The organism is Streptosporangium sp. NPDC050855 (genome assembly GCF_044456585.1).
GTDB lineage: Bacteria > Actinomycetota > Actinomycetes > Streptosporangiales > Streptosporangiaceae > Streptosporangium > Streptosporangium longisporum.
This window is the reverse complement of the sequence record NZ_JBITFY010000001.1, coordinates 904,281-928,826: the sequence shown is the minus strand read 5'-3', so window position 1 is coordinate 928,826 and position 24,546 is coordinate 904,281. Positions and strand designations below refer to the sequence as shown.

Here is a 24,546-nt window from a genome sequence, read left to right as displayed (position 1 = left end):
GCGTCCCGGCGGGGCCTCCCGCCCGGCCTCCCGCCCGGGACCGATGGCGCGGTCCCCGGCGCGGGAGGCCGGGCGGGTGTCCGGGCCGGAGGGTCAGGGCCGGCGGGTCAGGGCCGGCGGGTCAGGGCTGGCGGGTCAGGGCTGGCGGGTCAGGGCAGTTCGAAGTTCTCCGTGAGGGCGGCGCCGCGGTGCGGCTTGTACAGGTCGTAGCCACGCGGGTTGCACTGGAGACCGCCGTTGATGCAGTGGGTCACCAGGGCGTCCAGGATGGCGGGGTCGTCCCAGGCGTTGAAGAAGTCGTAGTGCCAGGTGTAGCCGCGGCCGCTGGCCAGCCGCGCCTGCGACAGGTCACCGCTCGCCGGGAAGGCGATCTTGAACTCCAGCATCGGCACCGCCACCGGGTGGGAGGGCGGGCAGTAGCCGTTCTCGGGGTAGGACATGTGGCGCTTGTGGTCGGGGCTGTCCAGGTTGACGCCGTCCCAGCAGCTCGGCGCCTGGTAGCGGACGTTCACCTGGCTGCCCGGCACGCAGGAGGTCGGGATGTCCCAGCTGCGGGAGAGGTCGCCGCACTCGAAGCCCTCGACGGCGCCGGGAGAGTCCCGGAACTCCGCCAGCGTCGCGGTCGGGCTGCCGACGACGAAGCGCAGGCCCTGCGGGAAGGGCTGCACCTGCCAGTAGTTGAGGATGCCGGACTTGTAGTAGATGACCTGGTCGCCGACCGGCTGGACGAGCTGGTCGCCCTTGTAGAAGCTCGGGAACCAGTAGGCCGACCTGTCGTGCGGGTTGGTGCACGAGGTGCCGCCGCCCAGGAGCGAGGAGGCCGTGCTGTTCGCGTTGGTGGTCCTGTTGCCGACGAAGGTGTGCATGTGCGAGGCGCCCGGCAGGCCGGGGTAGACGATCGGGTCGTCGGGCCGGTTCGCCGTCCAGGAGCAGTTGGCCTGGAACTCGTGGTGCGTCACCTCGTCGGTGAACGTCGGCTTCGGCCGCGGGGTGGTCGTGGCGCCACCGGTGCCGTACACCTGGAACTCCCACAGGGAGTAGCCGTAGCCGGTGGCGCGGGTGGTGCCGTGCATGCGGACGTAGCGGCCGGTGCCGGTGAGGGTGTGGGTCTGGGTGCCGCCGGTGGAGTTGGTGGTGGAGTACAGGTCGGTCCAGGTGGTGCCGTTGGTGGAGGCCTGGATCTTGTAGGCCTTGGCGTAGGCGCCTTCCCATCTCAGGACGACCTGGGAGAGAGTGGCGGTGGCGCCCAGGTCCACCTGGATCCACTGCGGGTCGGCGGAGGCGCTGGACCACCGGGTCCCGTTGTCGCCATCGAAGGCGGCCCCGGCGCCGTAGCCGGCGCCCTGGCTGGAGGACGCGGTCGCAGGCCTGTTCTGGGAGAGCGGGGTGTCCGCCGCGAGGGCGGGTGTGATGATCGTCAGACCGGCCGCGACCAGCGCGGTGATCGTGGCTGCGACCAGTCCCAGGCGGAACCTGACCGTACGTCGGGATGGTTGCATCGACTCTCCTTCGGAGGGGGGTGGCCGCGGGAACGGCGGTTGGAGAGCGCTCTCCTTCGAGACTGATGGTCTCCGTTGCGGATTGTCAAGACGCCCGTCCATCCGATCCGAAATCCACCGTTCATCCCTCCGCCATGTCCGCGCACCCGCGCGGCCGCGTCCCCATGGCCGGAGAAGCGACATCGGCCGTGCGAAAAGTGACGTCTGACGCTTATGTCCTACCAACATGTTTCCACGGTGTGAGCAGCGCGTTTCAGGACCGCACCCGGGAGAGCCTTGACATGCCCGATTCCCGGGAGCACTCTCGATGTCGGAGAGCGCTCTCCCTCCCCGTCGCTCGCGGCGGGCACCCCCCTTTCTCGAGGAGAGATCGTGTATCCAGCTCGTGGTTCGGGCCGATTCCGGGCAGGCCCGGTCGTCGCCGCCCTGGTGGGACTGGTCGTTTCCGGCCTGGCCCTCGTCGCGCCGCCGGCCGGGGCGTCCGCGTCGGCCGCCGGGACGTCGGCGGCCGGGACGGCCTCCGGGCGGGCGGCCGCCGACGTCCTGCTCTCCCAGGGCAGGCCCGCGACGGCCTCGTCGACCGAGGGCGCCGCCTGGGGCGCGTCCGCGGCGGTCGACGGAGACCTGACGGGCACCCGGTGGTCCAGCGCGTTCAGCGACCCGCAGTGGATCCAGGTGGACCTGGGCGCCACCGCCACCCTCTCCCAGGTCGTCCTGAGATGGGAAGGCGCCTACGCCAAGGCCTACAAGATCCAGGCCTCCACCAACGGCACCACCTGGACCGACCTGTACTCCACCACCAACTCCACCGGCGGCACCCAGACCCACACCCTCACCGGCACCGGCCGCTACGTCCGCATGCACGGCACCACCCGCGCCACCGGCTACGGCTACTCCCTGTGGGAGTTCCAGGTCTACGGCAGCACCGGCGATCCCGAGGAGCCCGAGGAGCCCGGCACCTGGACCGAGGTGTGGAAGGACGACTTCGACGGCGCGGCCGGCGGCTCCCCCTCGGCGGCGAACTGGATCCTGCGCACCGGCACCTCCTACCCCGGCGGCCCCGCCAACTGGGGCACCGGCGAGGTCGAGACGATGAGCGCCTCGACCGCCAACGTCTCCCTCGACGGCACCGGAAACCTGAACATCAAGGCGATCAGGGACGGCGCCGGCAACTGGACCTCCGGCCGGATCGAGACCCAGCGTACCGACTTCGAACCGCGGCCCGGCGAGATGCTCAGGTTCAGCGCCCGGCTCAAGCAGCCGAGCGTGGCCGGCGCGCTGGGCTACTGGCCCGGCTTCCGCGCGACCGGCGCGGCCTACCGGGGCAACTACAACAACTGGCCCTCGGTCGGCGAGACCGACATCATGACCGGCGTCAACGGCCGCGACCAGCTGGCCAACACCCTGCACTGCGGCACCGCCCCCGGCGGGGTGTGCAACGAGTACGACGGCCGCACCAGCGGCTTCGCCACCTGCGAGGGCTGCCAGAGCGGCTACCACGAGTACACCCAGGTCATCGACCGCACCAGGACCGACGAGGAGATCCGCTTCTACCTCGACGGCCGGCAGACCTGGGTCGTGCGCGAGAGCCAGGTCGGCGTCGCCGCCTGGAAGGCCGCCGTGCACCACGGCTTCTACCTCCGCCTCGACCTGGCCATCGGCGGCTCGCTGCCCAACGCGCTCGCGGGCGTCACCACACCGACCCCCGCCACCACCTCCGGGGGCGTGCTGAGCGTCGACCGGGTCACGGTCTCCCGCCAGAGCGGCACCGTCCCCGCGGCCATGACCGACCCGCCGGTCCCGGCCGGGCCGAGCACGGTCCGGGTGACCGGCACGCAGGGCGACTGGCAGCTCCAGGTCAACGGCTCCCCGTACCAGATCAAGGGGATCACCTACGGCCCGCCGCAGGCCGCGGCCGACGGCTACATGCGCGACCTGGCGGCCATGGGCGTCAACACGATCCGCACCTGGGGCGTCGACGACGCCCACACCCCGGCCCTGCTCGACACTGCCGCCCGGCACGGGATCAAGGTCATCGTCGGGCACTGGCTCAACCAGGGCGCCGACTACGTCAACGACACCGCGTACAAGACCAGCGTGAAGAACGAGATCGTCGCCCGGGTCAACGCCCTGAAGAACCGTCAGGGCGTGCTCATGTGGGACGTCGGCAACGAGGTCGTCCTGACCATGCAGGACCACGGCCTGCCCGCCGACGTGGTCGAGCAGCGCCGGGTGGCGTACGCGAAGTTCGTCAACGAGGTGACGGAGGCGATCCACGCCGCCGACCCGAACCACCCGGTCACCTCCACCGACGCCTACACCCACGCCTGGACCTACTACCGGGCCCACTCCCCCGCCCTGGACCTGCTCGCGGTCAACTCCTACGGCGCGATCGGCACCGTGCGCCAGGACTGGGTCAGCGGCGGGTACACCAAGCCCTACATCGTCACCGAGGCCGGCCCCGACGGGGAGTGGGAGGTGGAGAACGACGTCAACGGCGTCCCGGACGAGCCGACCGACCTGGAGAAGCGGGCACAGTACACGGCGAGCTGGAACGCGATCAAGGGCCACACGGGCGTCGCGCTCGGCGCGACCATGTTCCACTACGGCCTGGAGAACGACTTCGGCGGCGTGTGGCTGAACACCACCACCGGCGGCTGGCGGCGGCACGGCTACCACGCGCTCAAGGAGGTCTACACCGGGCGGCCCTCGGCGAACACCCCGCCGGAGATCACCTCGATGACGGTCGGCTCGCAGACCGCCGTCCAGGCCGGGAGGCCCTTCACCGTCGAGGTCGCCGCGTCCGACCCGAACGGCGACCCGATCCGCTACAACCTGATGTACAGCGACAAGCACGTCACCGGCGACCGCGGCTTCAAGCACGTCAGGTTCACCCAGACCGGCCCCGGAAGGTTCACCGCGACCGCGCCGGAGCAGATGGGCGTCTGGAAGGTGTACGTGTACGCCTTCGACGGGCACGGCAACGCCGGCATCGAGCAGCGCTCGTTCCGCGTGGTCCCGCCGACGGTCGCCGGGACCAACGTGGCGCTCGGAAAGCCGACCACCGCCTCCAGCCACCAGGCGACCGGCGACGGCGGCCCGTTCACCCCGGGCCGGGCCACCGACGGCAGCTTCACCTCCCGCTGGGCCAGCGAGTGGGCCGACCCGCAGTGGATCCAGGTGGACCTCGGCGCGACCACCCCGATCCGGCACGTCCAGCTCGGCTGGGAGGGCGCGTACGGCAGGGAGTACCGGATCCAGACCTCGGGCGACGGCTCCACCTGGACCGACGTCTACTCGACCACCTCCGGTGACGGCGGGTTCGACGGGATCGACGTCACCGCGTCGGCCCGGTACGTGCGGGTGAACCTGGCCAGGCGCGGCACGGCGTACGGCTACTCGCTCTGGGAGTTCGGCGTCTACCGGTAGGCGCGTCCGCACGCGCGGACCCGGTCCGGGAGGCACGTCCCGACCGGGTCCGCGCGTGCGGACGACACGAGACCGCGGGACGGGGCGCGGTGGAACGGACCTCCTAGATCGCGCCGACGTACACCCATCGGCCCGCGTGCCGGGCGAAACGGCTGTGCTCGTCCAGGTGTCCCGCCCGGCCGCGCTCGACGTAGTGGGCGCGGAAGCGGACGGTGCCCTCGGTGTGGACGGCGCTGCCGCCGGTCGTCTCCAGCACCTCCAGCCGCGTCCACCGGATCCGGTCGTCGAGCTCGACGCCCGGCGGGCGCGTCGACGGATGCCAGGTGCTCAGCAGGTACGCGGCGTCGCCGACGCCGAAGGCGCTGAACCTCGACCGCATCAGCGCCTCGGCCGTGGCCGCGGACGTCTCCCCGCCGTGCAGCCGCCCGCAGCAGTCCGCGTACGAGGCGGGCAGCCCGCACGGGCACGGGGCGGCGGGCACGGAACGGCCTCGGGGCCGCGGATCACGTCGGGACACGTCCCCAGTATGCCCGCGTGCCCCCCTCGTCAGAGCGCGACGGTGAACGTGTGCGTCCCCGAGCCGACCTCGGCGGGGGCCGATCCGGGCAGGTCCACCTCGGCGACCGTGTTGGGCGGGACGACGGCCGTCACCGTGAGGGTGCCGCCGGCCAGCCGCCAGGAGACCGCGGCGTGCCCGTAGGGGGTGTCGAGGTCGGCCGAGGCCGAGGTCAGGCCCCCGCCGGGGCGCGGCGCGATCCGCATCCGCCGGTAGCCGGGCCCGGCCGGTGCCAGACCGGCGACCACCCGGTGCATGAAGTCGGCCACCGCGCCCAGGGCGTAGTGGTTGAACGAGGTCATCTCGCCCGGGTTGACCGTCCCGTCGGGCAGCATGCTGTCCCACCGCTCCCAGATGGTGGTGGCCCCCATCGTCACCGGGTACAGCCAGGACGGGCACTCGCGCTGCAGCAGCAGCCGGTAGGCCGTCTCCAGCTGCCCGGCGTCGGCCAGGGCGTCGCAGACCAGGGGCGTTCCCACGAAGCCCGTCGCGATCCGGTGGTCGTCGAAGGCGACCAGTTCGGCCAGCCTGCGGCCCGCCCGCTCCCGCTGCTCGGGTTTGTCCAGCAGGTCCATGCTCAGCGCGAGGGCGTACGCCGTCTGGCTGTCGCTGCTCAGGCGGCCCGCCGGGGTGACGTACTCGCCGCGGAACGCCTCGCGGACCGCCGAGGCGAGCGCGGCGTAGCGGGCCGCGTCCTCCTCGTGCCCGAGCAGCGCGGCGGTCTCGGCCACCAGGTGCGCGGTCCAGGCGTGGTAGGCCGTGGCCACCAGGGCGCTGTCGGTCCTGGCCTTCTCGGGCCGGTCCGGGGGCGCCGCCGGGTCGAGCCAGTCGCCGAACTGGAAGCCCGTGTCCCACAGGTGGCGGTCCCCGGCCAGGCCGGCGACCTGGTCGACCCAGGCGGTCATGCTCGGGTAGCGGGCGGCCAGCAGGCCCAGGTCGCCGAAGCGCCGGTACAGCGTCCAGGGCACGATCACCGCGGCGTCGCCCCAGGCCGCGGCCGGGCCGACCTCGAACACCAGGGGGATCCAGGGCACGTAGTGCGGGACCGTGCCGTACTCCTCCTGCTCGGCCGCCAGGTCCTCCAGCCAGGACGTCAGCGGGCCCGCGCAGTCGTACAGGAAGGACGCCGTGGGCGCGAACACCTGGATGTCGCCCGTCCAGCCGAGGCGCTCGTCGCGCTGCGGGCAGTCGGTGGGGATGTCGACGAAGTTGCCCCGCATGCTCCACACGGTGTTCTCGTGCAGCCTGGTCAGCTCGGCGTCGGAGCAGGTGAAGTGCCCGGTGCGGCGCATGTCGGTGTGGCAGACCACCGCCCGTACCGCCTCGGGGTCGAAGGCGCCGGGCCAGCCGTCCACCTGTGCGTACCGGAAACCGTGCACGGTGAACGTGGGCTCCCACTCCTCGGCGTCCCCGTCCCCGCGCAGCGTGTACTCGTCGCGCGCGGCGGCGTGGCGCAGGGGGCGCAGGGACAGGGCCCCGTTCTCCAGCACCTCGGCGTGCCGCAGCGTGACGGTGTGACCGGCGGGGCCCTGCACGCGGATGCGCAGGCGGCCGGAGATGTTCTGGCCGAAGTCCAGGATGGTCTCGCCGGAAGGGCCGGTCAGCACCGCCACCGGGGCGAGCGTCTCGACGCGGCGCACGGCGGCGCCCGTCGGCGCGACCAGCCGGGCGGGGTCGAACGCCACGACGTCCGCGGGGACCCATCCGGCGTCGTCGAACCCCGGCCGCGACCAGCCGTCCGGGACCAGGCGGGCGTCGAAACGCTCGCCGTCGTAGAGCGAGGCGGCCGTGACGGCGCCCCGCGCGCACCGCCACCCCTCGCCGGTGACCACCCGCGAGACGGTGCCGTCCTCGTGGACGACCTCCAGCTGGGCCACCAGCGCGGTCCGGTCGCCGTAGACGCCGGTGCGCCCGCCCTCGAACCCCACCCGTCCCCGGAACCAGCCGTCCGCCAGGGTGGCGCCGATGGCGTTGTCGCCCTCCCGCAGCAGGGCGGTCACGTCGTGCGTGCGGTAGCGCAGCCGGTGGGAGTAGCTGGTCCACCCGGGGGCCAGGACGTCGTCGCCGACGACGGAACCGTTGATCTCGACCTCGTGGAGCCCGTGGGCGGTGACGTACAGCCGTGCCCGCACGACGGGCGAGCGCACGGTGAACTCCCGGCGCAGGTGGACGGCGGGCCCGTCGGGCTCCCCGAGCAGTTCCACCGGCGGTGCGGCCGCGCGGGCGTGCCAGTCCCCCGGCTCCAGCAGCCCGGCCTCGACCCGGGCCCACGGGCTCCAGTCGCTCGCCGACCCGTCGCGGCCGTGGACGCGGACCCGCACCCGCCGGCTCCGGCGCGACGCGAGGGGCTCGCCGGGCCAGGGCACCAGCACGCAGGCGTCGTCCTCGACGATCCCGGTGGCGTACACGGGCGCGCCGTCGCCGTCGCCATCGCCGTCGGCGTCGGCGTCGGCGTCGCGGATCTCGATCTCGTACGCGCGCTGCAGCCAGTCCGGCAGGTCCGTGACGGTCCTCCAGGACAGCCGGGGAGCCTCCTGGCCGATGCCGAGCGGTTCCCGGTGGTGCTCGAAGACGGGCGGTTCGACGCGGAGGGCGGGTTCGGTGGTCACGGGGCGTGATGCTCCTTCGGGGTCAACCCTTGATGGCCCCGGCGGTCATGCCGGCGACGATCTTGCGGTTGAAGAAGACGAATGCCAGCAGCGGCGGGATCGTGATCAGCACGATGTCCATGAACAGGAGGTTCCACTGGGTGCTGTACTGGCTCTGGAAGTTGTAGAGGGTGACCTGGACGGTCACGTTGTCGTCGCCCGGCAGGAAGTACAGCGGGTTGACGAAGTCGTTGAAGATCGTCACCGAGCTGGTGAGGATGACCGTGATCGTCACCGGCCGCAGCAGCGGGAAGATCACCTTGAAGAAGAGCCGGAGCCCGCTGCACCCGTCGAGCTGCGCGGCCTCGTCGAGCTCGCGCGGGATCGCGGCGATGAACGCCCGGAACAGCAGCATCGCGTACGACACCTGGAAGGCGACCTCGACCAGGATGATGCCCGGCAGGGTCTTGAACAGGCCGATGGCCTGCAGCAGCCAGATCGTCGGCACGATCGCCGGGGGGATGATCAGCCCGGAGAGCACGAGGACGTTCGCGATCGTGCCGACGACGCCGCCCCGGCGCTGCAGGACGAAGGCGGCCATGGCGGCGAAGACGACGACCAGCGCCACCGACGCGACGGTGATGATCGTGCTGTTCAGGTAGGCCCTCAGCAGCACGTAGTCCCGGGCGGAGATCACCGCGATCAGGTTCTCGACGACGGGCCAGTTCGTCGGGAGCGCGAAGCTCAGGTCGGCCGACTCGGCCTCGTCCTTGACCGCGGTCAGCACCATGAAGGAGAACGGGACGAGGAAGACGACGGTCGCGACGAGCAGGACGGCGATCTCGCCCGCGGACCTGCGCAGCGTCCTCATGAGTAGACCTCCCGCTTGCCGAGGACGTACGAGAGCGGCACGACGATGGCCGTGACCACCACGAAGAGGATGACGTTGCCCGCCGTGGACAGGCCGAAGAACCCGGCCTGGTACTGCTTGTAGATGATCGACGCGATGACGTCGCTGGTGAACCCGGGCCCGCCGCGCGTCATCGTCCAGATCAGGTCGAACGACCGCAGGCCCCCGATGAACGACAGGATGATGACCGAGTACGTCGCGGGCCAGCTCAGCGGGAGCGTGACGTGGCGGAACCTGTGCCAGGCCGTCCCGCCGTCGGCGGCGACCGCCTGGTAGTAGTCCTGCGGGATGGACAGGATGCCCGCGATGTAGATGACGACCGCCAGGCCGACGCCCTTCCAGACGTCGACGATCACCACCGACAGCAGGGCGGTGCTCGCGTCGCCCAGCCAGTCGGGGCCGGAGACGCCCACCAGGGCCAGTGCCTTGTTGACCAGCCCGGTGTCGGGGCGCAGCAGCGCGCTGAACGTGATGCCGACCGCGACGGTGCTGACCAGCACCGGGAAGAACACCACCGAGCGCAGGAATCCGCTCAGCCTCAGCTTCGAGGTCAGCAGGACCCCCAGCGCCATGCCCAGCACGACCTTGAGCCCGCTGGTCAGCACCGCGTAGACGATGGTGTTCTGGAATCCGATGCGCAGGTTCTGCTCGGAGAAGAAGTCGACGAAGTTCTCGAACCCGACGAACGTGCTGTCGAAGAGCGTCCAGCGGGTCAGCGAGAAGTAGAAGGCCATCACGGTCGGGATCAGGAAGATCACGACGTAGACCACGGCCGCCGGGATGTAGAGGGCGTAGGGGTACGGGCTCCTCACGGCGCGGCGGGCCGGCCGGCGGCGGGTACCGGACCCCGCGTCCGTGCGGGGTCCGGTGGTGCGCTGGGGGGTGGTCACCACCCCGCCAGGCCCAACTGCTTGGCCTGCTTCTCCACATCCTTGTCGTACTGGGCGGCACCCTCGGCCGGGGGCGTCAGGCCCGAGCCGACCGCGGAGGTGATCTGCTCCAGGGCCGGGCCCTTGACCGGGGAGACGAACTCCAGGGCGGGCGCGGTGGCCTTCCTGTCGATGTAGACCTGGAGGTCCTTGGCCACCTGGATGGCGTCGTCGGGGAGCTCGGCGCCCTCGATCCGGTACGGACCGGCCGGCTGGACGGCCTTGTTGGCGGCGTCGGCGCCCTCCGGGGAGGCGATGAAGGCCAGGAACTTCTTCGCCTCGGCCTGGTGCTCGCCGGTCTTGGCGAGGTAGATGCCCGGCGGTTCCCAGATGGTGGCGCCGTTGACGGCCGGGTCGTCGCCCGGGACGGCGAAGAAGCCGATGTCGGTGGCCGCCGCCGGGGTGGTGGCCACCAGCGGCGGGAGCTGGGCGCTGAGCATGGGGTAGTGCGCGCCCTTGCCCTCGACCAGCATCTTCATGCCCTGCTCGTTGGTGGCCGAGCCGAAGCCCTTGTTGAGCATGTCCTTGGCGTGCAGGTCGGCCAGGTGCTGGAATCCCGCCACCGCGGCCGGCGTGGTCGCGAACTTGGCCTTGTTGGCGGTGAAGTCCTGCGCGAACGTCGGCACCGCGGCCTGGACGTTGTAGTAGTCGCCCAGCACGAGGAGCTGGGAGGTCCAGGTGTCCTTGAACGTGGCGATCACCGGGGTGAGACCGTCGGCCTTGATCTTCTCGTTGTTGGCCATGAAGTCGGCCCAGGTGGTGGGCACCTTCAGGGAGAGCTTCTCGTAGACCTTGCGGTTGTAGAGGATGCCGCCGCCCATGGCGGTGCCGGCCGGGACGCCGTACACCTTGCCGCCCTGGGTGACGACGGGCAGGTAGTCCTTCTGCACCTTGGCGAGCACCGGGTCTCCGGTGAGGTCGACCATGGTCTGGGCCGGGTTGAGCGCCTGGAGCAGCGAGCCGGAGTTGTACCAGAACACGTCGGCCATGTCGCCGGTGGACAGGCGGGTCTTGACGATGTTGTCGCCCTCGGTCCCGCCGGGGCGGGTCTCCGTCTCGACCTTGACGGTGGGGTTGGCCCGTGTGAACGCGGCCGCGAGCGCCTTGGCCGTGTCCATGGTGGCCTGGCTGTTGTCCACCAGGAACGTCAGGGTCACGGGGCCCCCGCCCTCGGCCGCCGGTCGGGGGTCAGAGCCGCAGGAGGTCAGGGCCGCCATGGTGAGGACGGCGAGGGCCGCTCCCAGCGCGCGGTGAGAGGTGTTCATGACGCTCTCCAAGGTCCTATGAAATCGTTTTAAGGCCCGATTGCGAGTTAACGTAGGCGTCACACGACAGCCCGTCAAGGTCGCCGACGGGCAACGATTCTCAACCGTTACCCGCCGAAACGCTGGGAGATCATCCTGCACGTGGACACGATATCGCGTCATCACGGATAACGTTACCCATTGTTTTCCCAGCTCACGGGCCCGCCCCATCTGGATCGTCCTCTCCGGGCCGGCCGGCTCAGGGCCGGACCGGGGCACCGGTGGAGTCACGGACCACCAGCGACGGCGTCACCGAGAAGCGCACCGACGACGTCCGCCCCTCGATCCGCTCCAGCAGGAGACGCCCGGAGGTACGCCCCATGACCACGCCGTCCTGCTCGACGGTGGTCAGGGAGATGTTGGGAAGGGCCGCCATCCTGGTGTTGTCGTAGCCGGCGATGGAGATGTCCCCGGGCACCGACAGCCCGGCCTCGTGCGCCGCCGCCATCGCGCCCAGGGCGGCCAGGTCGGCGCCGGCGAAGACGGCCGTGGGCCGCCGGGGACGGCCCAGCAGCTCGCGGGCGCCCACGTAGCCGCCCTCCTCGGTGTACGAGGTGGCGACGACGTCGATCTCGGCGTCGAGCCCGTGGTCGCGCATGACGCGCCGGTAGGTCTCCGCCCTGATGGTGTGCAGCAGGTCCACCGGCCGGGCGCGGCTCTTGTCCTTCTGCCCTATGTGCGCGATCCTGCGGTGCCCCAGGGCGATCAGGTGCTCCACCGCGAGCTCGGCGCCGAGCTCGTCGTCGTCGAAGACCGAGTCGAAGACCGAGGACCGCTCGTGGCGGCCCAGCACGACGGTCGGCACGTCCTTGGCGATCTCCTCCAGGCGCGGCCGGGAGGTGAGGGGGACGACCATGAGGATCCCGTCCACCTGCCTGTCGACCAGCGCGTTGATCGCCCGTTCCTCGGCCTGCGGGTTCTCCCCGCCCTGGATCATGATCGCCTGGTAGTCGGCCTTGCCGGCCTGCTCCTGGAGCCCGTCGAGGATGTCGGCGAAGAAGGGGTTCCTGATGTGGGGCAGCAGGACGCCGATGGTGAACGTCCGGCCCCGCATGGCGCGCGCCGCGGCCTGGGGCCGGTAGTCGAGCTCGTCGATCGCCGCCCTGACGCGCTCGCGCATCGCGGGGCTGACCCCGTAGGCGTTGCGAAGGACCTTCGACACCGCCGTGGTGGAGACCTCGGCGCGGCTGGCCACGTCGACGATCGTCACCCGCCGCCGCCGGGCGCCCGAATCCATGTCTCCCCCTCCGGACGACGTCACATCCGAATGGTACAGGCGGGACCCTCGTGGGCAACGTTCCCCACTTCGCGCCGCAGAAGCACGTAGGCACCCTTCTGAGCCTCGGGCCGGGCCGGGCATCGTTGGCCGGAAGGACCCTTGACGGCCTTCCGCATTACACGTACGTTAACGGAACCCGGGATCTTCTAAAACGATTTAACAATCCGGGACGGCGTCGTGGGCGCTCCCCGCCGCGCGCCGGGCCCGCCCTCGCCGTTCCCGCCGGGACGGCTCCCACCACCCGCCCCCCGTCACAGGATCCGTCCCCTCCCCGCCCGGGACCCGCACCGCCGCCGCACCGCGGCCCGGCGGCTCCCGCGCACGCGTTCCCCTCCCCGATCGGCGTTCCGTTCGCCATGCCCACACCCCCCGAGATCGGAGATCGCATCATGTCCATCCACGCCCGGAGACGCCCGCTCCGGCCACCCGGCGGCCACCGCCGCCACGCCCTGCGGCTGACGGGCACGCTCACCGCGGCGGCCCTGCTCACCGGCGCCCTCACCGTCCTTCCCGCCCCGACCGCCGGCGCGGCCGCACCGGACTTCGGCCCCAACGTCACGATCTTCGACCCGTCGACGCCCGCGGCCACCGTCCAGGCCCGGCTCGACGACGCGTACGCCGCCCAGAAGGACGACGAGTTCGGTACGCGGCGCACCGCCTTCCTGTTCAAGCCCGGCGGCTACACCGTGGACGCGAAGATCGGCTACTACACCTCCGTCGCCGGGCTCGGCTCCTCCCCCGACGACGTGGTCGTCAACGGCGCCGTCCGCGTCGAAGGACGGCCCGACTCCTCCCCCGCCGGGGAGAACGCGCTCACGAACTTCTGGCGCTCGGCCGAGAACCTCTCCATCACGCCCACCGGCGGCGTCAACCGGTGGGCGGTCTCCCAGGCCGCACCGCTGCGGCGCGTCCACGTACGGGGTGACCTGCAGCTGCGCACCGCCAACTTCGGCTACTCCAGCGGCGGCTTCATCGCCGACTCCGCGGTGGACGGGCGGGTGGACGCCACCACCCAGCAGCAGTACTACACCCGCGACAGCCGGATCGGCGGCTGGAGCGGCTCGGTGTGGAACACCGTCTTCTCCGGCGTCCGGGGCGCCCCTCCGCAGAGCTTCCCCGACCCGCAGATCACCACGCTCGCCACCACACCGGTCAGCAGGGAGAAGCCCTTCCTGACCGTGGACGCCTCCGGCGCCTACTCGGTGTTCGTGCCCTCGCTGCGCACCGCGTCCTCGGGCACCACGTGGGCCGGGGGAGCCTCGCCGGGCACCTCGATCCCGATCTCCTCCTTCCACATCGCCAGGCCCGCCGACACCGCCGCCACCATCAACGCCCACCTCGCGGCGGGCAGGCACCTGCTGCTGACCCCCGGGATCTACCGGCTCGACCGGGCGCTCGCGGTGCGGCGGGCCGGCACCGTCGTGCTGGGCCTCGGGCTCGCCACGCTGCAGCCCACCACCGGCACCGCCGCCCTGGAGGTCGCGGACGTCGACGGCGTCCGGCTCGCCGGGTTCATGGTCGACGCCGGACCCGTCACCTCGCCGAACCTCCTGACGGTCGGTGCCGCCAAGACCGGCGTGTCACACGCCGCCGACCCCGTCTCCGTCCAGGACGTGTTCTTCCGCATCGGAGGCGCCACCGCGGGAAGGGCGGCGAACAGCCTGCTGATCAACAGCGACGACGTCCTGATCGACAACATCTGGGCCTGGCGCGCCGACCATGGGACGGGCGTGGGATGGTCGGCCAACACCGCCGACACCGGCGTCACCGTCAACGGCGACGACGTCACCGCGCTCGGCCTGTTCGTCGAGCACTACCAGAAGCACCAGACCGTCTGGAACGGCCAGGGCGGGCGTACCGTCTTCTACCAGAGTGAGCTGCCCTACGACCCGCCCGGCCAGGCCGCCTGGAGGAACGGCGCGTCCAACGGCTACGCCTCCTACAAGGTGGGCACGTCCGTCACCACCCACCAGGCCTGGGGGCTGGGCGTCTACTCCTTCTTCAACCGGAACCAGCCGGTCTTCGCCGACCGGGCGATCGAGGTGCCCGACCGCGCCGGCGTCGCCCTGCACGGCATGGCCTCGGTCTTCCTCGTCGGCAGCGGCGGCATCCACCACGTCGTCAACGGCACCGGAGCCGCCGTCACCGCCACCGGCGACGTCGCCTACCTCGTCGACTACGCCGGTGGCGTACCGGTGAACTCCACCCCGAAGAAGGGCGTCGGCGCGATCGCCTACAGCGGCGACCAGGCCCGCCTGGCGGCCACCGGCTCCCGCTGGTACTACAACTGGTCGACCACCGGGCAGGCGGGAAACGGCGTCGAGTTCGTCCCCATGGTGTGGAACGGCGCGGCGGCCACCCCGGCCACGATCTCGGCGCTGACGACCGGGCGGCAGCAGGGAAGGTACACCCACCTGCTCGGCTTCAACGAGCCCGACCTCGCCGACCAGGCGAACATGACCGTCACCCAGGCGCTCGACGCGTGGCCGTCCCTGCAGAGCACCGGCCTGACCCTCGGCAGCCCCGCGCCCGCGAACTACTGGAGCGGCTGGCTGGACGACTTCATGACCGGCGCGCAGCAGCGCGGCTACCGGGTCGACGTCATCACCCTGCACATCTACCCCGACTGGACCAGCCCCGGTGTCGTCGAGGAGGTACGCGGCATCCTCGCCGACGCCTGGAACAAGTGGCACAAGCCGATCTGGCTCACCGAGATCGGCACCATCGACACCTCGGCCTGGAAGGCGATGTACGGCACGCCCACCCACGCCCGCGCCGACACCGCGATCCAGAAGATCGTCGCGCTGCTGGAGAGCCTGCCCTATGTCCAGCGCTACGCCTGGTTCGCCGACAACTGCTCCCACAGCCCCACCTGCCTGTTCTCCACGCTCCACGACGCCGGCGGCAGGCCGACCAGCCACGGGACCGCCTTCGCGGCCGGACGCCGGACCGGCCCGGTCGGGGTGTTCCGGGTGGTCAACAAGGCGCAGCCGACCGTCGCGCTGCACTCGGCGGGCGAGGCCTTCGACGGCGGCGCCGGCCGGGCCTCCGCCGTCACCCCCGCCTCCTGGGGCTGGGACCAGCAGCGCTGGCAGATCGCCGACGCCGGGGGCGGCTACCACACCCTGACCAACGTCGGATACCCCGGCGCCCGGCTCACCGCCACGGCCGACCCCTACCCGGGCGGCACCGGCAACCACAAGATCATGAACACCCCGGCGGCGGCCGGTGACGCCCAGCTCTGGCGGATCACGGCCACGTCCGACGGCTACTACCGCCTGGTCAACAAGGCCCGCGGCACCGCCCTGCAGTCGACCTTCGACCCCTACAACGGCCGCGCCGACTCCTTCCACGTCGCGGGAACGTCCGCGACCTTCGTCAACGACCAGCAGTCCTGGACCCTGGTGCCGGGCTGACCCGCTCACGTCGTACGTTTTCCGGGAGAACGCCGACAGGGCCCCGGCGCCACGATGCGCCGGGGCCCTCGACGTTCGGCACCCCACCGGCCCTGGGGCCGGCCTGACGGTCGGCCGGGAAACCTCCGGCACCGGCCGGGGCCCCTCACCTCGAGTCCGGACCACCCTGATGTGGCCGGGCGTCGCCTTCGCCGCCGCGCGGGAGGGCCGGATCGGCGGTCCACGACCCGGCCGGTGGAAGCATGAAGCCGTCCGACATCGGTTCAGCCCCGCCGATCGATCCGGTGGCTGCCCGACCCCCGCGGTACGAGACCATGGAAAGGTCGGCTCATATGCCATCCCGCCGGATGTAACCGACGAAAGAAGACGAAGGAGGCGGCATGGCCGAGGAACGGCTCAAGCTGGCCGAGGTACTGGCGGCCGCGGAGGCCGCTGCGCCGATGGAGTCCCTGGACGTGGTGGCGCGCAACCTGCGGGAGCGATTCGGGGCCAAGCGGGTGTCCTTCCTCTTCGTCGACCTCATCGGACGCGAACTGGTGCGGGTGACCGAGCAGAGCACGGAGCAGAACAAGCAGGGCGCCGAGTACATCCGGCTCGACGGCAGTGAGTACGACGACGTGCTGCGCACCCAGGAGCCGTACTCGGTGGCGGACGGCGAGGGCGGGCAGAGGGTGATCGCACCGGTCAGCAACCGCGGCGACGCGATCGGGGTGCTGGAGGTAACCGTTCCCGCCCTCGACCAGGACGTGCTGGAGCAGGTCGCCCAGGCCGCACACGCCCTGGCGTACATCATCATCACCGACCGGCGCTTCACCGACCTCTACCACGTGCGCCGCCGCACCACCCCGACGAGCCTGGCCGCGGAGATCCAGTACCGGCTTCTGCCGGACGCCTCCTGTTGCGAGGCGGCCGACTTCACCCTCGCCGCGGGCCTGGTACCCGCCGACGACATCGGCGGCGACACCTACGACTACGCCCTCGATCATGAGAATCTGCACGTCTCCCTCACCGACGCCATGGGCCATGACGTCGACGCGGCCCTGCTGGCCACCCTCACGGTCAACGCGTTGCGCGGAGCCCGCCGCGCGGGCGCCGACATCGCCGAGCAGGCACGCCAGGCCCACCAGGCCATACTGGACCACGGTCGCGGCGCCCTGACCACCGGGCAACTGCTGCGCATCGGCATGGGCGGCACCGGCGCCGAACTCGTCAACGCCGGCCACCCCTGGCCGCTGCGCCTGCGCGAGGGCACGGTGACGGAGGTGACCTTGCAGATCGACCCGCCCTTCGGCGTCGCTCTGCGCGGTTCCGTGCGCGGCTCCTACCGGGTGCAGCGCCTGGATCTACGCGCCGGCGACCGGCTGCTGCTGATCACCGACGGCATGCACGAACGCGGCGCCGCGGCCGTCGACCTGCCCGCCCTCCTGCGCGACACCCGCCACCAGCACCCCAGGCAGGTCGTCCAGACCCTGGTCGCCGCGGTGATAGACGCCTGTCAGGGGCACATGGCCGACGACGCGACCACCGTGTGCCTCGACTGGCACGGCCCCTCACCCGCCCCCGCCTCACCCTGACACCGCCCTCCCGGACAGCGACCGCCACGGGCCGTGACGTCCGGCCGTTCTCCTGTCACCGGCCGGCGACGCGGGCCGGCGAACCCCGTCCCCGAAGGGTGGGGCGGGGTCCGTGCACCCCGGGGCCTACTTCAGGAGCTGGCGGGCCATCACCATGCGCTGGATCTGGTTGGTTCCCTCGTAGATCTGGGCATCTCCGGTCACGGATCCGGCCCGTCTGCGACAACGACTCGATCGCGCACCTTGAGCAGGAGTTACGCTTGCGGGCGTCTCGCGTCACTTGCCGCCGGTTCCGGCTTCCCCGTGGAACAGCGACGGAACAACAGCAGGAGGCCGTCCCCATGTCGATTCCCAAGAAGGGCTCACGGCTCATCACGGTCGACGACATCGCCTACCGCTGGCGGATCCGCCGCAAGCCCACGTACTGCCAGGCGAACAGCTGGGGGCCGCTGACCTTCGCGGTGGAGTCGGCCAACGGGCCGGGACGCGTCCTCCTGGTATCGCTCCCCTGCTCCCGGCCGGACGCCTGGTACGGGGAACGAGCGATGACCGTACGACCCGCACTCGTGTCGGCGACCATCCGCAGGGCCCTTGACCACGGCTGGGATCCGCACCGAACAGGCAGCGCCTTCACCCTTCGCCTGACCGAGGACGATCTGGCGGACGCCATGAACGATCGACCTTCCTCCTAATCGCGCGGACGACATCGTCCATCGTCAGCAGCAGCCGGGACGCGGGGGAGGACACGAAAGACTCCTTGTGAAGGGGAGAGGCCTCGGCACTGCCTCTGACCACTGATCGACCTGAGCCCCGGGACGGAACAGTGATCGTTCAGCGTCGGAACCGGGAGACGGCCAACCCCGCCCCTGAGGAGACGAGGGCGGGGTCTGTGCACCTCAAGGCCTACTTCAGGAGCTGGCGGGCCATCACCATGCGCTGGATCTGGTTGGTGCCCTCGTAGATCTGGGTGATCTTGGCGTCGCGCATCATGCGCTCGACCGGGTAGTCGCTGGTGTAGCCGTACCCGCCCAGGAGCTGGACGGCATCGGTGGTGATCTCCATGGCGGCGTCGGAGGCGGCGCACTTGGCGGCGCTGGAGAAGAAGGTGAGGTCCTTCTGCGGCTCGCCCTCCATGGCCCGCTCGGACCTGGCGGCGGCGGCGTAAGTGAGCTGCCGGGCCGCCTCCAGCTTCATGGCCATGTCGGCGAGCATGAACTGCACGCCCTGGAACTCCGCGACGGCCTTGCCGAACTGCTTGCGCTCCTTGACGTACCCCACCGCGTAGTCGAGGGCGCCCTGGGCGATGCCGAGCGCCTGGGCGGCGATGGTGATGCGGGTGTGGTCCAGCGTGGCCAGCGCGGTCTTGAAGCCGGTGCCGGGCTCGCCGATCATGCGGGAGGCCGGGATCCGCACGTTCTCGAGGATGACCTGGCGGGTCGGGGAGCCCTTGATGCCCAGCTTGCGCTCCTTGGCGCCGAAGCTGACGCCCTCGTCGCCCTTCTCCACGACGAACGCGGAGATGCCCCTGGCCCCGACGCCCGGCTCGGTGACGGCCATCACCGTGTAGTACTCCGACACGCCGGCGTTGGTGATCCACATCTTGGCGCCGTCGAGCACGTAGTGGTCGCCGTCCGCCACCGCGCGGGTCTTCATGGCGGCCGCGTCGCTGCCGGCCTCCGCCTCCGACAGGGCGTACGAGAACATCGCCTCGCCCCGTGCGACCGGTGCCAGGTAGCGCTGCTTGAGCTCTTCGGAGGCCGACAGCAGCAGCGGGACGGTGCCGAGCTTGTTGACGGCGGGGATCAGCGAGGACGAGGCGCAGGCCCGCGCCACCTCCTCGATGACGATGACGGTCGCGAGGGCGTCGGCACCGGCGCCGCCGTACTCCTCGGGAACGTGCACGGCGTGCAGGTCCGCCGCGACGAGCGCCTTGTAGACGTCCCAGGAGAACTCCCCGGTCTCGTCGGCCTCGGCGGCGCGGGGGGCGATCTTCTCGTCGGCGAGGGCGCGGACCGTCTCGCGGAGCATCTGGTGCTCTTCGGGCAACGCGTAGAGAGGGTAGCTCATGGGCAAATAGTAGGACGTCCAACAAAGTATGGAGCGATCCACCCCGTCAGATCTCTGTCCCGGCGTTTGCGCAGGTGGCAAAGTGACCGTGCCGGATGCCGATACCCTGACGGCAAAGAATTGGGCAGAACCGAAAGGAGCACCAGTGGCCTACCGCCTGACGATGGTGGGAACCGGATACCTCGGTGCGACGACGTCCGCATGCATGGCCGAGCTGGGCTTCGAGGTGCTCAGCCTCGACGTGGACGCGGAGAAGATCGGCCGTCTGCAGGCCGGGGATCTGCCCATCTACGAACCCGGGCTGGAGGAGGTGCTGAGGCGCAACCTGGCCAACGGGCGGCTGCGCTTCACCACCTCCTACGAGGAGGCCGCGGCCTTCGGGGACGTGCACTTCCTGTGCCTGGGCACCCCCCAGAAGCCCGGCGAGTACGCCGCGGACGTGTCCTACCTGGACGCGGCGATCGAGTCGCTCGCCCCCCACCTGAACCGTGAGTGCCTGGTCGTCGGCAAGTCCACCGTCCCGGTGGGCACCGCCCAGCGGCTGGCCGACAAGCTGGCCCGGCTCGCGCCCATCGGCGCGGGCGCCGAGCTGGCGTGGAACCCCGAGTTCCTTCGCGAGGGGTTCGCGGTGAAGGACACCCTGCACCCCGACCGGATCGTGCTGGGCGTCGCCTCGGACCGGGCCGAGAAGATCATGCGGGAGGTGTACGCCTCCATGCTGGAGATGGGCACCCCGATAGTGATCACCGACTACCCGACGGCCGAGCTGGTCAAGGTGGCCGCGAACGCCTTCCTGGCCACGAAGATCTCTTTCATCAACGCGATGGCCGAGGTCTGCGAGGCCGCGCACGCCGACGTCAAGCAGCTCTCGCTGGCGCTCTCCTTCGACGACCGCATCGGGGGGAAGTTCCTCAACCCGGGGCTCGGTTTCGGCGGGGGATGCCTGCCCAAGGACATAAGGGCCTTCATGGCCCGTGCCGGGGAGCTCGGCGCGGACCAGGCGCTGACCTTCCTGCGCGAGGTGGACGCGATCAACATGCGCCGTCGCGCCCGGATGGTCGACCTGGCCCGCGAGCTGGCCGGGGGGTCGTTCCGCGGCTGTACGGTGGCGGTGCTCGGCGCGGCCTTCAAGCCCAACTCCGACGACATCCGCGACTCCCCGGCCCTCGACGTGGCGGTGAAGATCAGGGAACAGGGTGGCCGGGTGACCGTCTACGACCCGGTGGCCCAGGAGAACGCCCGCCGTGCCCACCCCAACCTGTCCTACGGGCGGTCCGCGCTGGAGGCGGCCAAGGACGCCCATGTCGTGCTGCTGCTGACCGAGTGGCAGGAGTTCATCGCCCTGGATCCCGAGGAACTGGGCTCGGCGGTGGCCTCCCGCAAGATCGTTGACGGTCGTAACGCCCTCGACGCCGAGGTCTGGCGGGCGGCGGGCTGGCACTATCGCGCTCTCGGCCGTCCCTGAGTTCCGGTCTCGGCCCGCGATCATGATCCGGGTCGGTGACGGTGACGCCTCACGGGGACGCCGCCGGGTACGAGGAAGCGCCTCGCACGCAGGCCGTCTCACGTGAACGGCGCCTGACGCCGAGAACCGCTTCACGTGGGAGGGGCTTCGCACGAGGCGATTCGCGTGAAAGGCGCTTCGCGCGACGGCCGTCCGGCACGGCGCTGGTCTCACACGAAAGCGGCGGGCTCCCGATATCGGCCGGGGGCCCGCCGCTTTCGCAACCGGCGTCCAAGGAGTCTTGTCGCTCCTCGGTCCGCCGTGCTCTACGTCACCAGTAGTAGTACCAGTAGTCCCTGTACCAGCGGCGCCGACGCCGATAGCGGCGTCTCCAGCGGTCCGGGTCGTGCCCGAGCCGGGAAGTCCCGGAAAAGATCGCATTGAAGTTCATGGCCACCTCTCTTCATTGCCGATCTCTCGAATCTTTCGATATCCACCGTATCCGCCATGAAAGACAAATACATAAAATCGCCTTCAATTTGGATTAACGATACTTTTAGTGGATATTTCAGGGAGACGGGCACGAAGAATCGTTGACCTGGGTCATGAAAGGCCCTGGGAACGGGCTTTCCGGCCCGCCGCCCGAGGGCAGGGACCGCCCGGACCGGCCGGGACCGTGAGCCCCGGCGCGATCAGTTGTCGAACTCCCCCAGCTTCACCCCTCCGACGAAGGCGTCCCACTCCGCCCGGGTGAAGAACAGCTTCGGCCCCTCGGGGTTCCTGGAGTCGCGCAGCACGTAGAGCGGCCCGGCCCCAGCCTTGTGGCCCTCGCCGACGTCCTCGACCACGGCCACCTCGACGCAGTTGCCGTCACCGTCCCCCTCGGGAGCCGCCCTGCGCCAGACGGCCTTGCTGAGGTCCGCGTCCATGTCGTCCATCACCTTCGTCGCTCAATGCCCGCCGGCCGGGACGGGGCCCCGCGCGGAGCTCTCTTCGGAACGGGTGTGGATCTCCGCCACGTCTCGGGGCGATCGATGCCGTCCCCTCGATGTCGCGGTCCACGTAGACGACACGATAGACCGGGACCGCCTTCGGCGCCGGTGGTCGCGCGGACACGGGGACGCGCGGATCCGCGGGCGCGAGGCCCGCAAAGGACGAACGATCCGGTGAGGGACCAGGGACAGGGTGTCGGCGTGGCACAGGGGAACCCCGCGGGTGCGAGGCCCGGAAAGGACGGGGAATCCGTACGGGGAACCGCGGGCGGGGCGTCAGCGCGCCGAGATGGAGCTCACGTCGGAGTGGGCCGGTGACCGGCTCTCACCCGCGCCCACGCTGCCGAACACGGCCAGGACCGCCACGGTGAGCCCGAGGATGGCACGGATCGCATTCCTCATGATTCTCAACCTCCCGAATCTGCGAGAATCCTCTCCTTCCCCGTGCATTCCCGTCTATCCGCAATTCCCTAAAATGGTGGTCAAAATGGGAATAATCAGGCTCCGAGCTGGGCGGCCTCGGCACGAAGCCGCTCACCCTTGGCATGGGCCTGCTCCTTGAGGGCGACCTGGAACGCCTCCATCTTCGCCCTGAGCCCCTCGTCGGCGGCGGCCAGGATCCGTACGGCCAGCAGGCCCGCGTTGCGGGCGCCCCCGACGGCGACGGTCGCGACCGGGACACCGGCCGGCATCTGGACGATCGACAGCAGGGAGTCCATGCCGTCGAGGTACTTCAGCGGGACGGGCACGCCGATCACCGGCAGGGGGGTCACCGAGGCGAGCATGCCCGGCAGGTGGGCGGCTCCCCCGGCACCCGCGATGATCACCTTCAGCCCGCGTCCGGCCGCCCCGGCGCCGTAGGCGATCATCTCCTCGGGCATGCGGTGCGCGGAGACCACGTCGGCCTCGAAGGCCACCCCGAACTCGGCGAGCGCCTCGGCGGCGAGTCTCATCACCGGCCAGTCGGAGTCGCTGCCCATGACGATGCCGACGGTGGTCATGCTCTCTCCCTGCCTGCGGGCCGCGGGGGCCGCGTTCTCGGTGATGCCGTGCTCCCGGGGGTCACGCCCCGGGGGAGGTCGCGCCCGGTGGCCGCGTGCCTCGGTGATGCCGTACCCGGGGCGGTCGGGCCCCGGTGACGGCGGCTCTCAGGTGTACCGTCCCTCGGTGAGGTAGACCGCGGCGTGCCGGGCGCGCGCGCGGACCTCGTCCAGGTCGGTGCCGAGCGCGGTGACGTGGCCGATCTTGCGCCCCGGCCGCACCTCCTTGCCGTAGAAGTGGACCTTGATCCCGGGATCGTGGGCCATCACGTGCTCGTACCTGGCGAAGACGTCGGGGTCGTCGCCGCCCAGCAGGTTGGCCATCACCACGACGGGGGCGGTCGGCGCGGGAGAGCCGAGCGGCAGGTCGAGGACGGCGCGCAGGTGCTGCTCGTACTGGGAGGTGCGGGAACCCTCGATCGTCCAGTGCCCGCTGTTGTGCGGGCGCATGGCGAGCTCGTTCACGATCAGGCCGGAGGGGACGGCGAACATCTCCACGGCCAGCAGGCCGGTCACGCCGAGCTCCTTGGCGATGTCCAGGGCGATCCGCTGGGCCGTCGCGGCCAGCTCCGGGTCGAGGCCGGGCGCGGGGGCGAGCACCTCGACGCAGATCCCGTCCCGCTGGACGGTCTCCACCACCGGGTAGCTGACGCCCTGCCCGTGCGGCGACCTGGCGACCAGCACGGCGAGCTCCCGCTCGAACGTCACGAACCCCTCGGCCATCAGCGGCACGCCGGAGGCCAGTACCTCGGCCGCGTCCCCGGCCGAGCGACAGACCCAGACGCCCCGCCCGTCGTACCCTCCGCGGACCGCCTTGAGCACGACGGGCCAGCCGTGCTCGGCGGCGAACCCCTCGACGTCGGCGGCCGTCTCCACCCGCCGCCAGGGCGGGCAGGGGGCGCCGATCGCGGTCAGCCGCTCCCGCATCACGGCCTTGTCCTGGGCGTGCACGAGCGCGTCGGCGCCGGGGTGCACGGCGAAGCCGTCCTCGATCAGGGCGCGGACGTGCTCGGTGGGCACGTGCTCGTGGTCGAAGGTGACCGCGTCGCACCCCTTGGCGAGGTCGCGCAGGTCCGCCAGGGACCGGTGGTCGCCCAGGCGCACGTCGGCGATCACACGGGCGGCGCTCTCGTCGGGCGAGCCCGCCAGGACCCTCAGCTCGACGCCGAGGGCGATGGCCGCCTGCTGGGTCATCCGGGCCAGCTGGCCCGCCCCGATCATGCCGACGACGGGTCCGCGGGGATGGGCCGAAGAATGGCTGCTCACGGCGGTCGAGTGTACCGCTCCCGGTACGGGACCGGTCGGCCGGCCGGCGGCGGGATCGGCGCGGGGGCCGGGCGGCCGTTCCGGGTCGCCTCGCAGGCACGACCGCCCAGCGTGTTCTCCGCCCGGGTGGCGCCCCTGTCCACCCCGGCGGGGTCCGGAGGTTTCCCGCGATCCACCGGCTCAGCGTAACGTCGGGGCGTCTTCACGAAACGCGATATAAGACATTTCCTGAATCGTCCCTGATGGGGACTAT

General features: G+C 71.1%; 17 protein-coding genes. 5 read left to right on the top strand and 12 right to left on the bottom strand.

The genetic code is table 11. The features are described from left to right. Nucleotides 1-149: 149 nt before the first annotated feature. Nucleotides 150-1,499: a DUF1996 domain-containing protein gene (locus ACIBCT_RS04275; RefSeq protein WP_399185936.1), complete on the bottom strand. Its 1,350-nt coding sequence runs from the start codon at nucleotides 1,497-1,499 to the stop codon at nucleotides 150-152. Between the two features lie 372 nt (nucleotides 1,500-1,871). Between ACIBCT_RS04275 and ACIBCT_RS04270 the strand changes: the two genes are divergently transcribed. Beyond that, nucleotides 1,872-4,928 (top strand): discoidin domain-containing protein, encoded by a 3,057-nt coding sequence (locus ACIBCT_RS04270; protein ID WP_399185935.1) that lies wholly within the window; start codon nucleotides 1,872-1,874, stop codon nucleotides 4,926-4,928. A gap of 103 nt (nucleotides 4,929-5,031) precedes the next feature. Here ACIBCT_RS04270 and ACIBCT_RS04265 read toward each other — a convergent pair whose 3' ends face one another. The 6 genes from ACIBCT_RS04265 to ACIBCT_RS04240 all read right to left on the bottom strand — a co-directional run bounded on the left by ACIBCT_RS04265 (nucleotide 5,032) and on the right by ACIBCT_RS04240 (nucleotide 12,452). After that, nucleotides 5,032-5,409, bottom strand: coding sequence for a YchJ family protein (locus ACIBCT_RS04265; protein ID WP_399185934.1), 378 nt, complete (start codon nucleotides 5,407-5,409; stop codon nucleotides 5,032-5,034). A gap of 65 nt (nucleotides 5,410-5,474) precedes the next feature. After that, nucleotides 5,475-8,093 (bottom strand): glycoside hydrolase family 78 protein, encoded by a 2,619-nt coding sequence (locus tag ACIBCT_RS04260; RefSeq protein ID WP_399185933.1) that lies wholly within the window; start codon nucleotides 8,091-8,093, stop codon nucleotides 5,475-5,477. 22 nt (nucleotides 8,094-8,115) lie between these two features. Continuing rightward, a complete protein-coding gene (locus ACIBCT_RS04255; RefSeq protein ID WP_399185932.1) occupies nucleotides 8,116-8,943 on the bottom strand; it encodes a carbohydrate ABC transporter permease in 828 nt (275 codons plus the stop codon). After that, nucleotides 8,940-9,794 carry a carbohydrate ABC transporter permease gene (locus ACIBCT_RS04250; protein ID WP_399185931.1) on the bottom strand — a complete coding sequence of 285 codons (855 nt, stop codon included), beginning with the start codon at nucleotides 9,792-9,794 and terminating at the stop codon, nucleotides 8,940-8,942. The genes ACIBCT_RS04255 and ACIBCT_RS04250 overlap by 4 nt, the downstream gene beginning before the upstream one ends. Nucleotides 9,795-9,868: 74 nt before the next feature. Then, nucleotides 9,869-11,176, bottom strand: a complete 1,308-nt coding sequence (locus tag ACIBCT_RS04245) for an ABC transporter substrate-binding protein (RefSeq protein WP_399185930.1) — start codon at nucleotides 11,174-11,176, stop codon at nucleotides 9,869-9,871. Between the two features lie 238 nt (nucleotides 11,177-11,414). After that, nucleotides 11,415-12,452, bottom strand: a complete 1,038-nt coding sequence (locus ACIBCT_RS04240; RefSeq protein WP_399185929.1) for a LacI family DNA-binding transcriptional regulator — start codon at nucleotides 12,450-12,452, stop codon at nucleotides 11,415-11,417. Between the two features lie 431 nt (nucleotides 12,453-12,883). On the opposite strand from ACIBCT_RS04240, the gene ACIBCT_RS04235 reads away from it, so the two are divergent. From ACIBCT_RS04235 to ACIBCT_RS04225, 3 genes are all read left to right on the top strand, one after another. Next, on the top strand, nucleotides 12,884-15,910 hold the full coding sequence (locus ACIBCT_RS04235) for a glycosyl hydrolase (protein ID WP_399185928.1): 3,027 nt from the start codon (nucleotides 12,884-12,886) through the stop codon (nucleotides 15,908-15,910). 380 nt (nucleotides 15,911-16,290) lie between these two features. Continuing rightward, nucleotides 16,291-17,484 carry a PP2C family protein-serine/threonine phosphatase gene (locus ACIBCT_RS04230; protein WP_399185927.1) on the top strand — a complete coding sequence of 398 codons (1,194 nt, stop codon included), beginning with the start codon at nucleotides 16,291-16,293 and terminating at the stop codon, nucleotides 17,482-17,484. Between the two features lie 341 nt (nucleotides 17,485-17,825). After that, nucleotides 17,826-18,176, top strand: coding sequence for a hypothetical protein (locus tag ACIBCT_RS04225; RefSeq protein WP_399185926.1), 351 nt, complete (start codon nucleotides 17,826-17,828; stop codon nucleotides 18,174-18,176). 211 nt (nucleotides 18,177-18,387) lie between these two features. Here the strand turns inward: ACIBCT_RS04225 and ACIBCT_RS04220 are convergent, their stop codons facing one another. After that, nucleotides 18,388-19,551, bottom strand: coding sequence for an acyl-CoA dehydrogenase family protein (locus ACIBCT_RS04220; protein WP_399185925.1), 1,164 nt, complete (start codon nucleotides 19,549-19,551; stop codon nucleotides 18,388-18,390). Nucleotides 19,552-19,714: 163 nt separating this feature from the next. Between ACIBCT_RS04220 and ACIBCT_RS04215 the strand changes: the two genes are divergently transcribed. Continuing rightward, a complete protein-coding gene (locus ACIBCT_RS04215; RefSeq protein ID WP_399186094.1) occupies nucleotides 19,715-21,016 on the top strand; it encodes a UDP-glucose dehydrogenase family protein in 1,302 nt (433 codons plus the stop codon). 671 nt (nucleotides 21,017-21,687) lie between these two features. On the opposite strand, the gene ACIBCT_RS04210 is transcribed toward ACIBCT_RS04215, so the two are convergent. The 4 genes from ACIBCT_RS04210 to ACIBCT_RS04195 form a co-directional block, all read right to left on the bottom strand. Continuing rightward, nucleotides 21,688-21,933, bottom strand: coding sequence for a DUF397 domain-containing protein (locus ACIBCT_RS04210; RefSeq protein ID WP_399185924.1), 246 nt, complete (start codon nucleotides 21,931-21,933; stop codon nucleotides 21,688-21,690). Between the two features lie 330 nt (nucleotides 21,934-22,263). Beyond that, on the bottom strand, nucleotides 22,264-22,389 hold the full coding sequence (locus ACIBCT_RS04205; RefSeq protein ID WP_399185923.1) for a hypothetical protein: 126 nt from the start codon (nucleotides 22,387-22,389) through the stop codon (nucleotides 22,264-22,266). A 95-nt stretch (nucleotides 22,390-22,484) separates the two neighbouring features. Next, nucleotides 22,485-22,988, bottom strand: coding sequence for a 5-(carboxyamino)imidazole ribonucleotide mutase (gene purE / locus ACIBCT_RS04200; protein ID WP_399185922.1), 504 nt, complete (start codon nucleotides 22,986-22,988; stop codon nucleotides 22,485-22,487). 147 nt (nucleotides 22,989-23,135) lie between these two features. Beyond that, nucleotides 23,136-24,248 carry a 5-(carboxyamino)imidazole ribonucleotide synthase gene (locus tag ACIBCT_RS04195; protein WP_399186093.1) on the bottom strand — a complete coding sequence of 371 codons (1,113 nt, stop codon included), beginning with the start codon at nucleotides 24,246-24,248 and terminating at the stop codon, nucleotides 23,136-23,138. Nucleotides 24,249-24,546 lie beyond the last annotated feature (298 nt).

What these genes read in the sequence shown, in the direction of transcription:
- ACIBCT_RS04195 (WP_399186093.1), bottom strand. Translation starts at nt 24,248, where the DNA reads ATGATCGGGGCGGGCCAGCTGGCCCGGATGACCCAGCAGGCGGCCATC.
- ACIBCT_RS04230 (WP_399185927.1), top strand. Translation starts at nt 16,291, where the DNA reads ATGGCCGAGGAACGGCTCAAGCTGGCCGAGGTACTGGCGGCCGCGGAG.
- ACIBCT_RS04205 (WP_399185923.1), bottom strand. Translation starts at nt 22,389, where the DNA reads ATGAGGAATGCGATCCGTGCCATCCTCGGGCTCACCGTGGCGGTCCTG.
- ACIBCT_RS04220 (WP_399185925.1), bottom strand. Translation starts at nt 19,551, where the DNA reads ATGAGCTACCCTCTCTACGCGTTGCCCGAAGAGCACCAGATGCTCCGC.
- ACIBCT_RS04245 (WP_399185930.1), bottom strand. Translation starts at nt 11,176, where the DNA reads ATGAACACCTCTCACCGCGCGCTGGGAGCGGCCCTCGCCGTCCTCACC.
- ACIBCT_RS04215 (WP_399186094.1), top strand. Translation starts at nt 19,715, where the DNA reads ATGGTGGGAACCGGATACCTCGGTGCGACGACGTCCGCATGCATGGCC.
- ACIBCT_RS04275 (WP_399185936.1), bottom strand. Translation starts at nt 1,499, where the DNA reads ATGCAACCATCCCGACGTACGGTCAGGTTCCGCCTGGGACTGGTCGCA.
- ACIBCT_RS04210 (WP_399185924.1), bottom strand. Translation starts at nt 21,933, where the DNA reads ATGGACGACATGGACGCGGACCTCAGCAAGGCCGTCTGGCGCAGGGCG.
- ACIBCT_RS04235 (WP_399185928.1), top strand. Translation starts at nt 12,884, where the DNA reads ATGTCCATCCACGCCCGGAGACGCCCGCTCCGGCCACCCGGCGGCCAC.
- ACIBCT_RS04225 (WP_399185926.1), top strand. Translation starts at nt 17,826, where the DNA reads ATGTCGATTCCCAAGAAGGGCTCACGGCTCATCACGGTCGACGACATC.
- ACIBCT_RS04255 (WP_399185932.1), bottom strand. Translation starts at nt 8,943, where the DNA reads ATGAGGACGCTGCGCAGGTCCGCGGGCGAGATCGCCGTCCTGCTCGTC.
- ACIBCT_RS04240 (WP_399185929.1), bottom strand. Translation starts at nt 12,452, where the DNA reads ATGGATTCGGGCGCCCGGCGGCGGCGGGTGACGATCGTCGACGTGGCC.
- purE (WP_399185922.1), bottom strand. Translation starts at nt 22,988, where the DNA reads ATGACCACCGTCGGCATCGTCATGGGCAGCGACTCCGACTGGCCGGTG.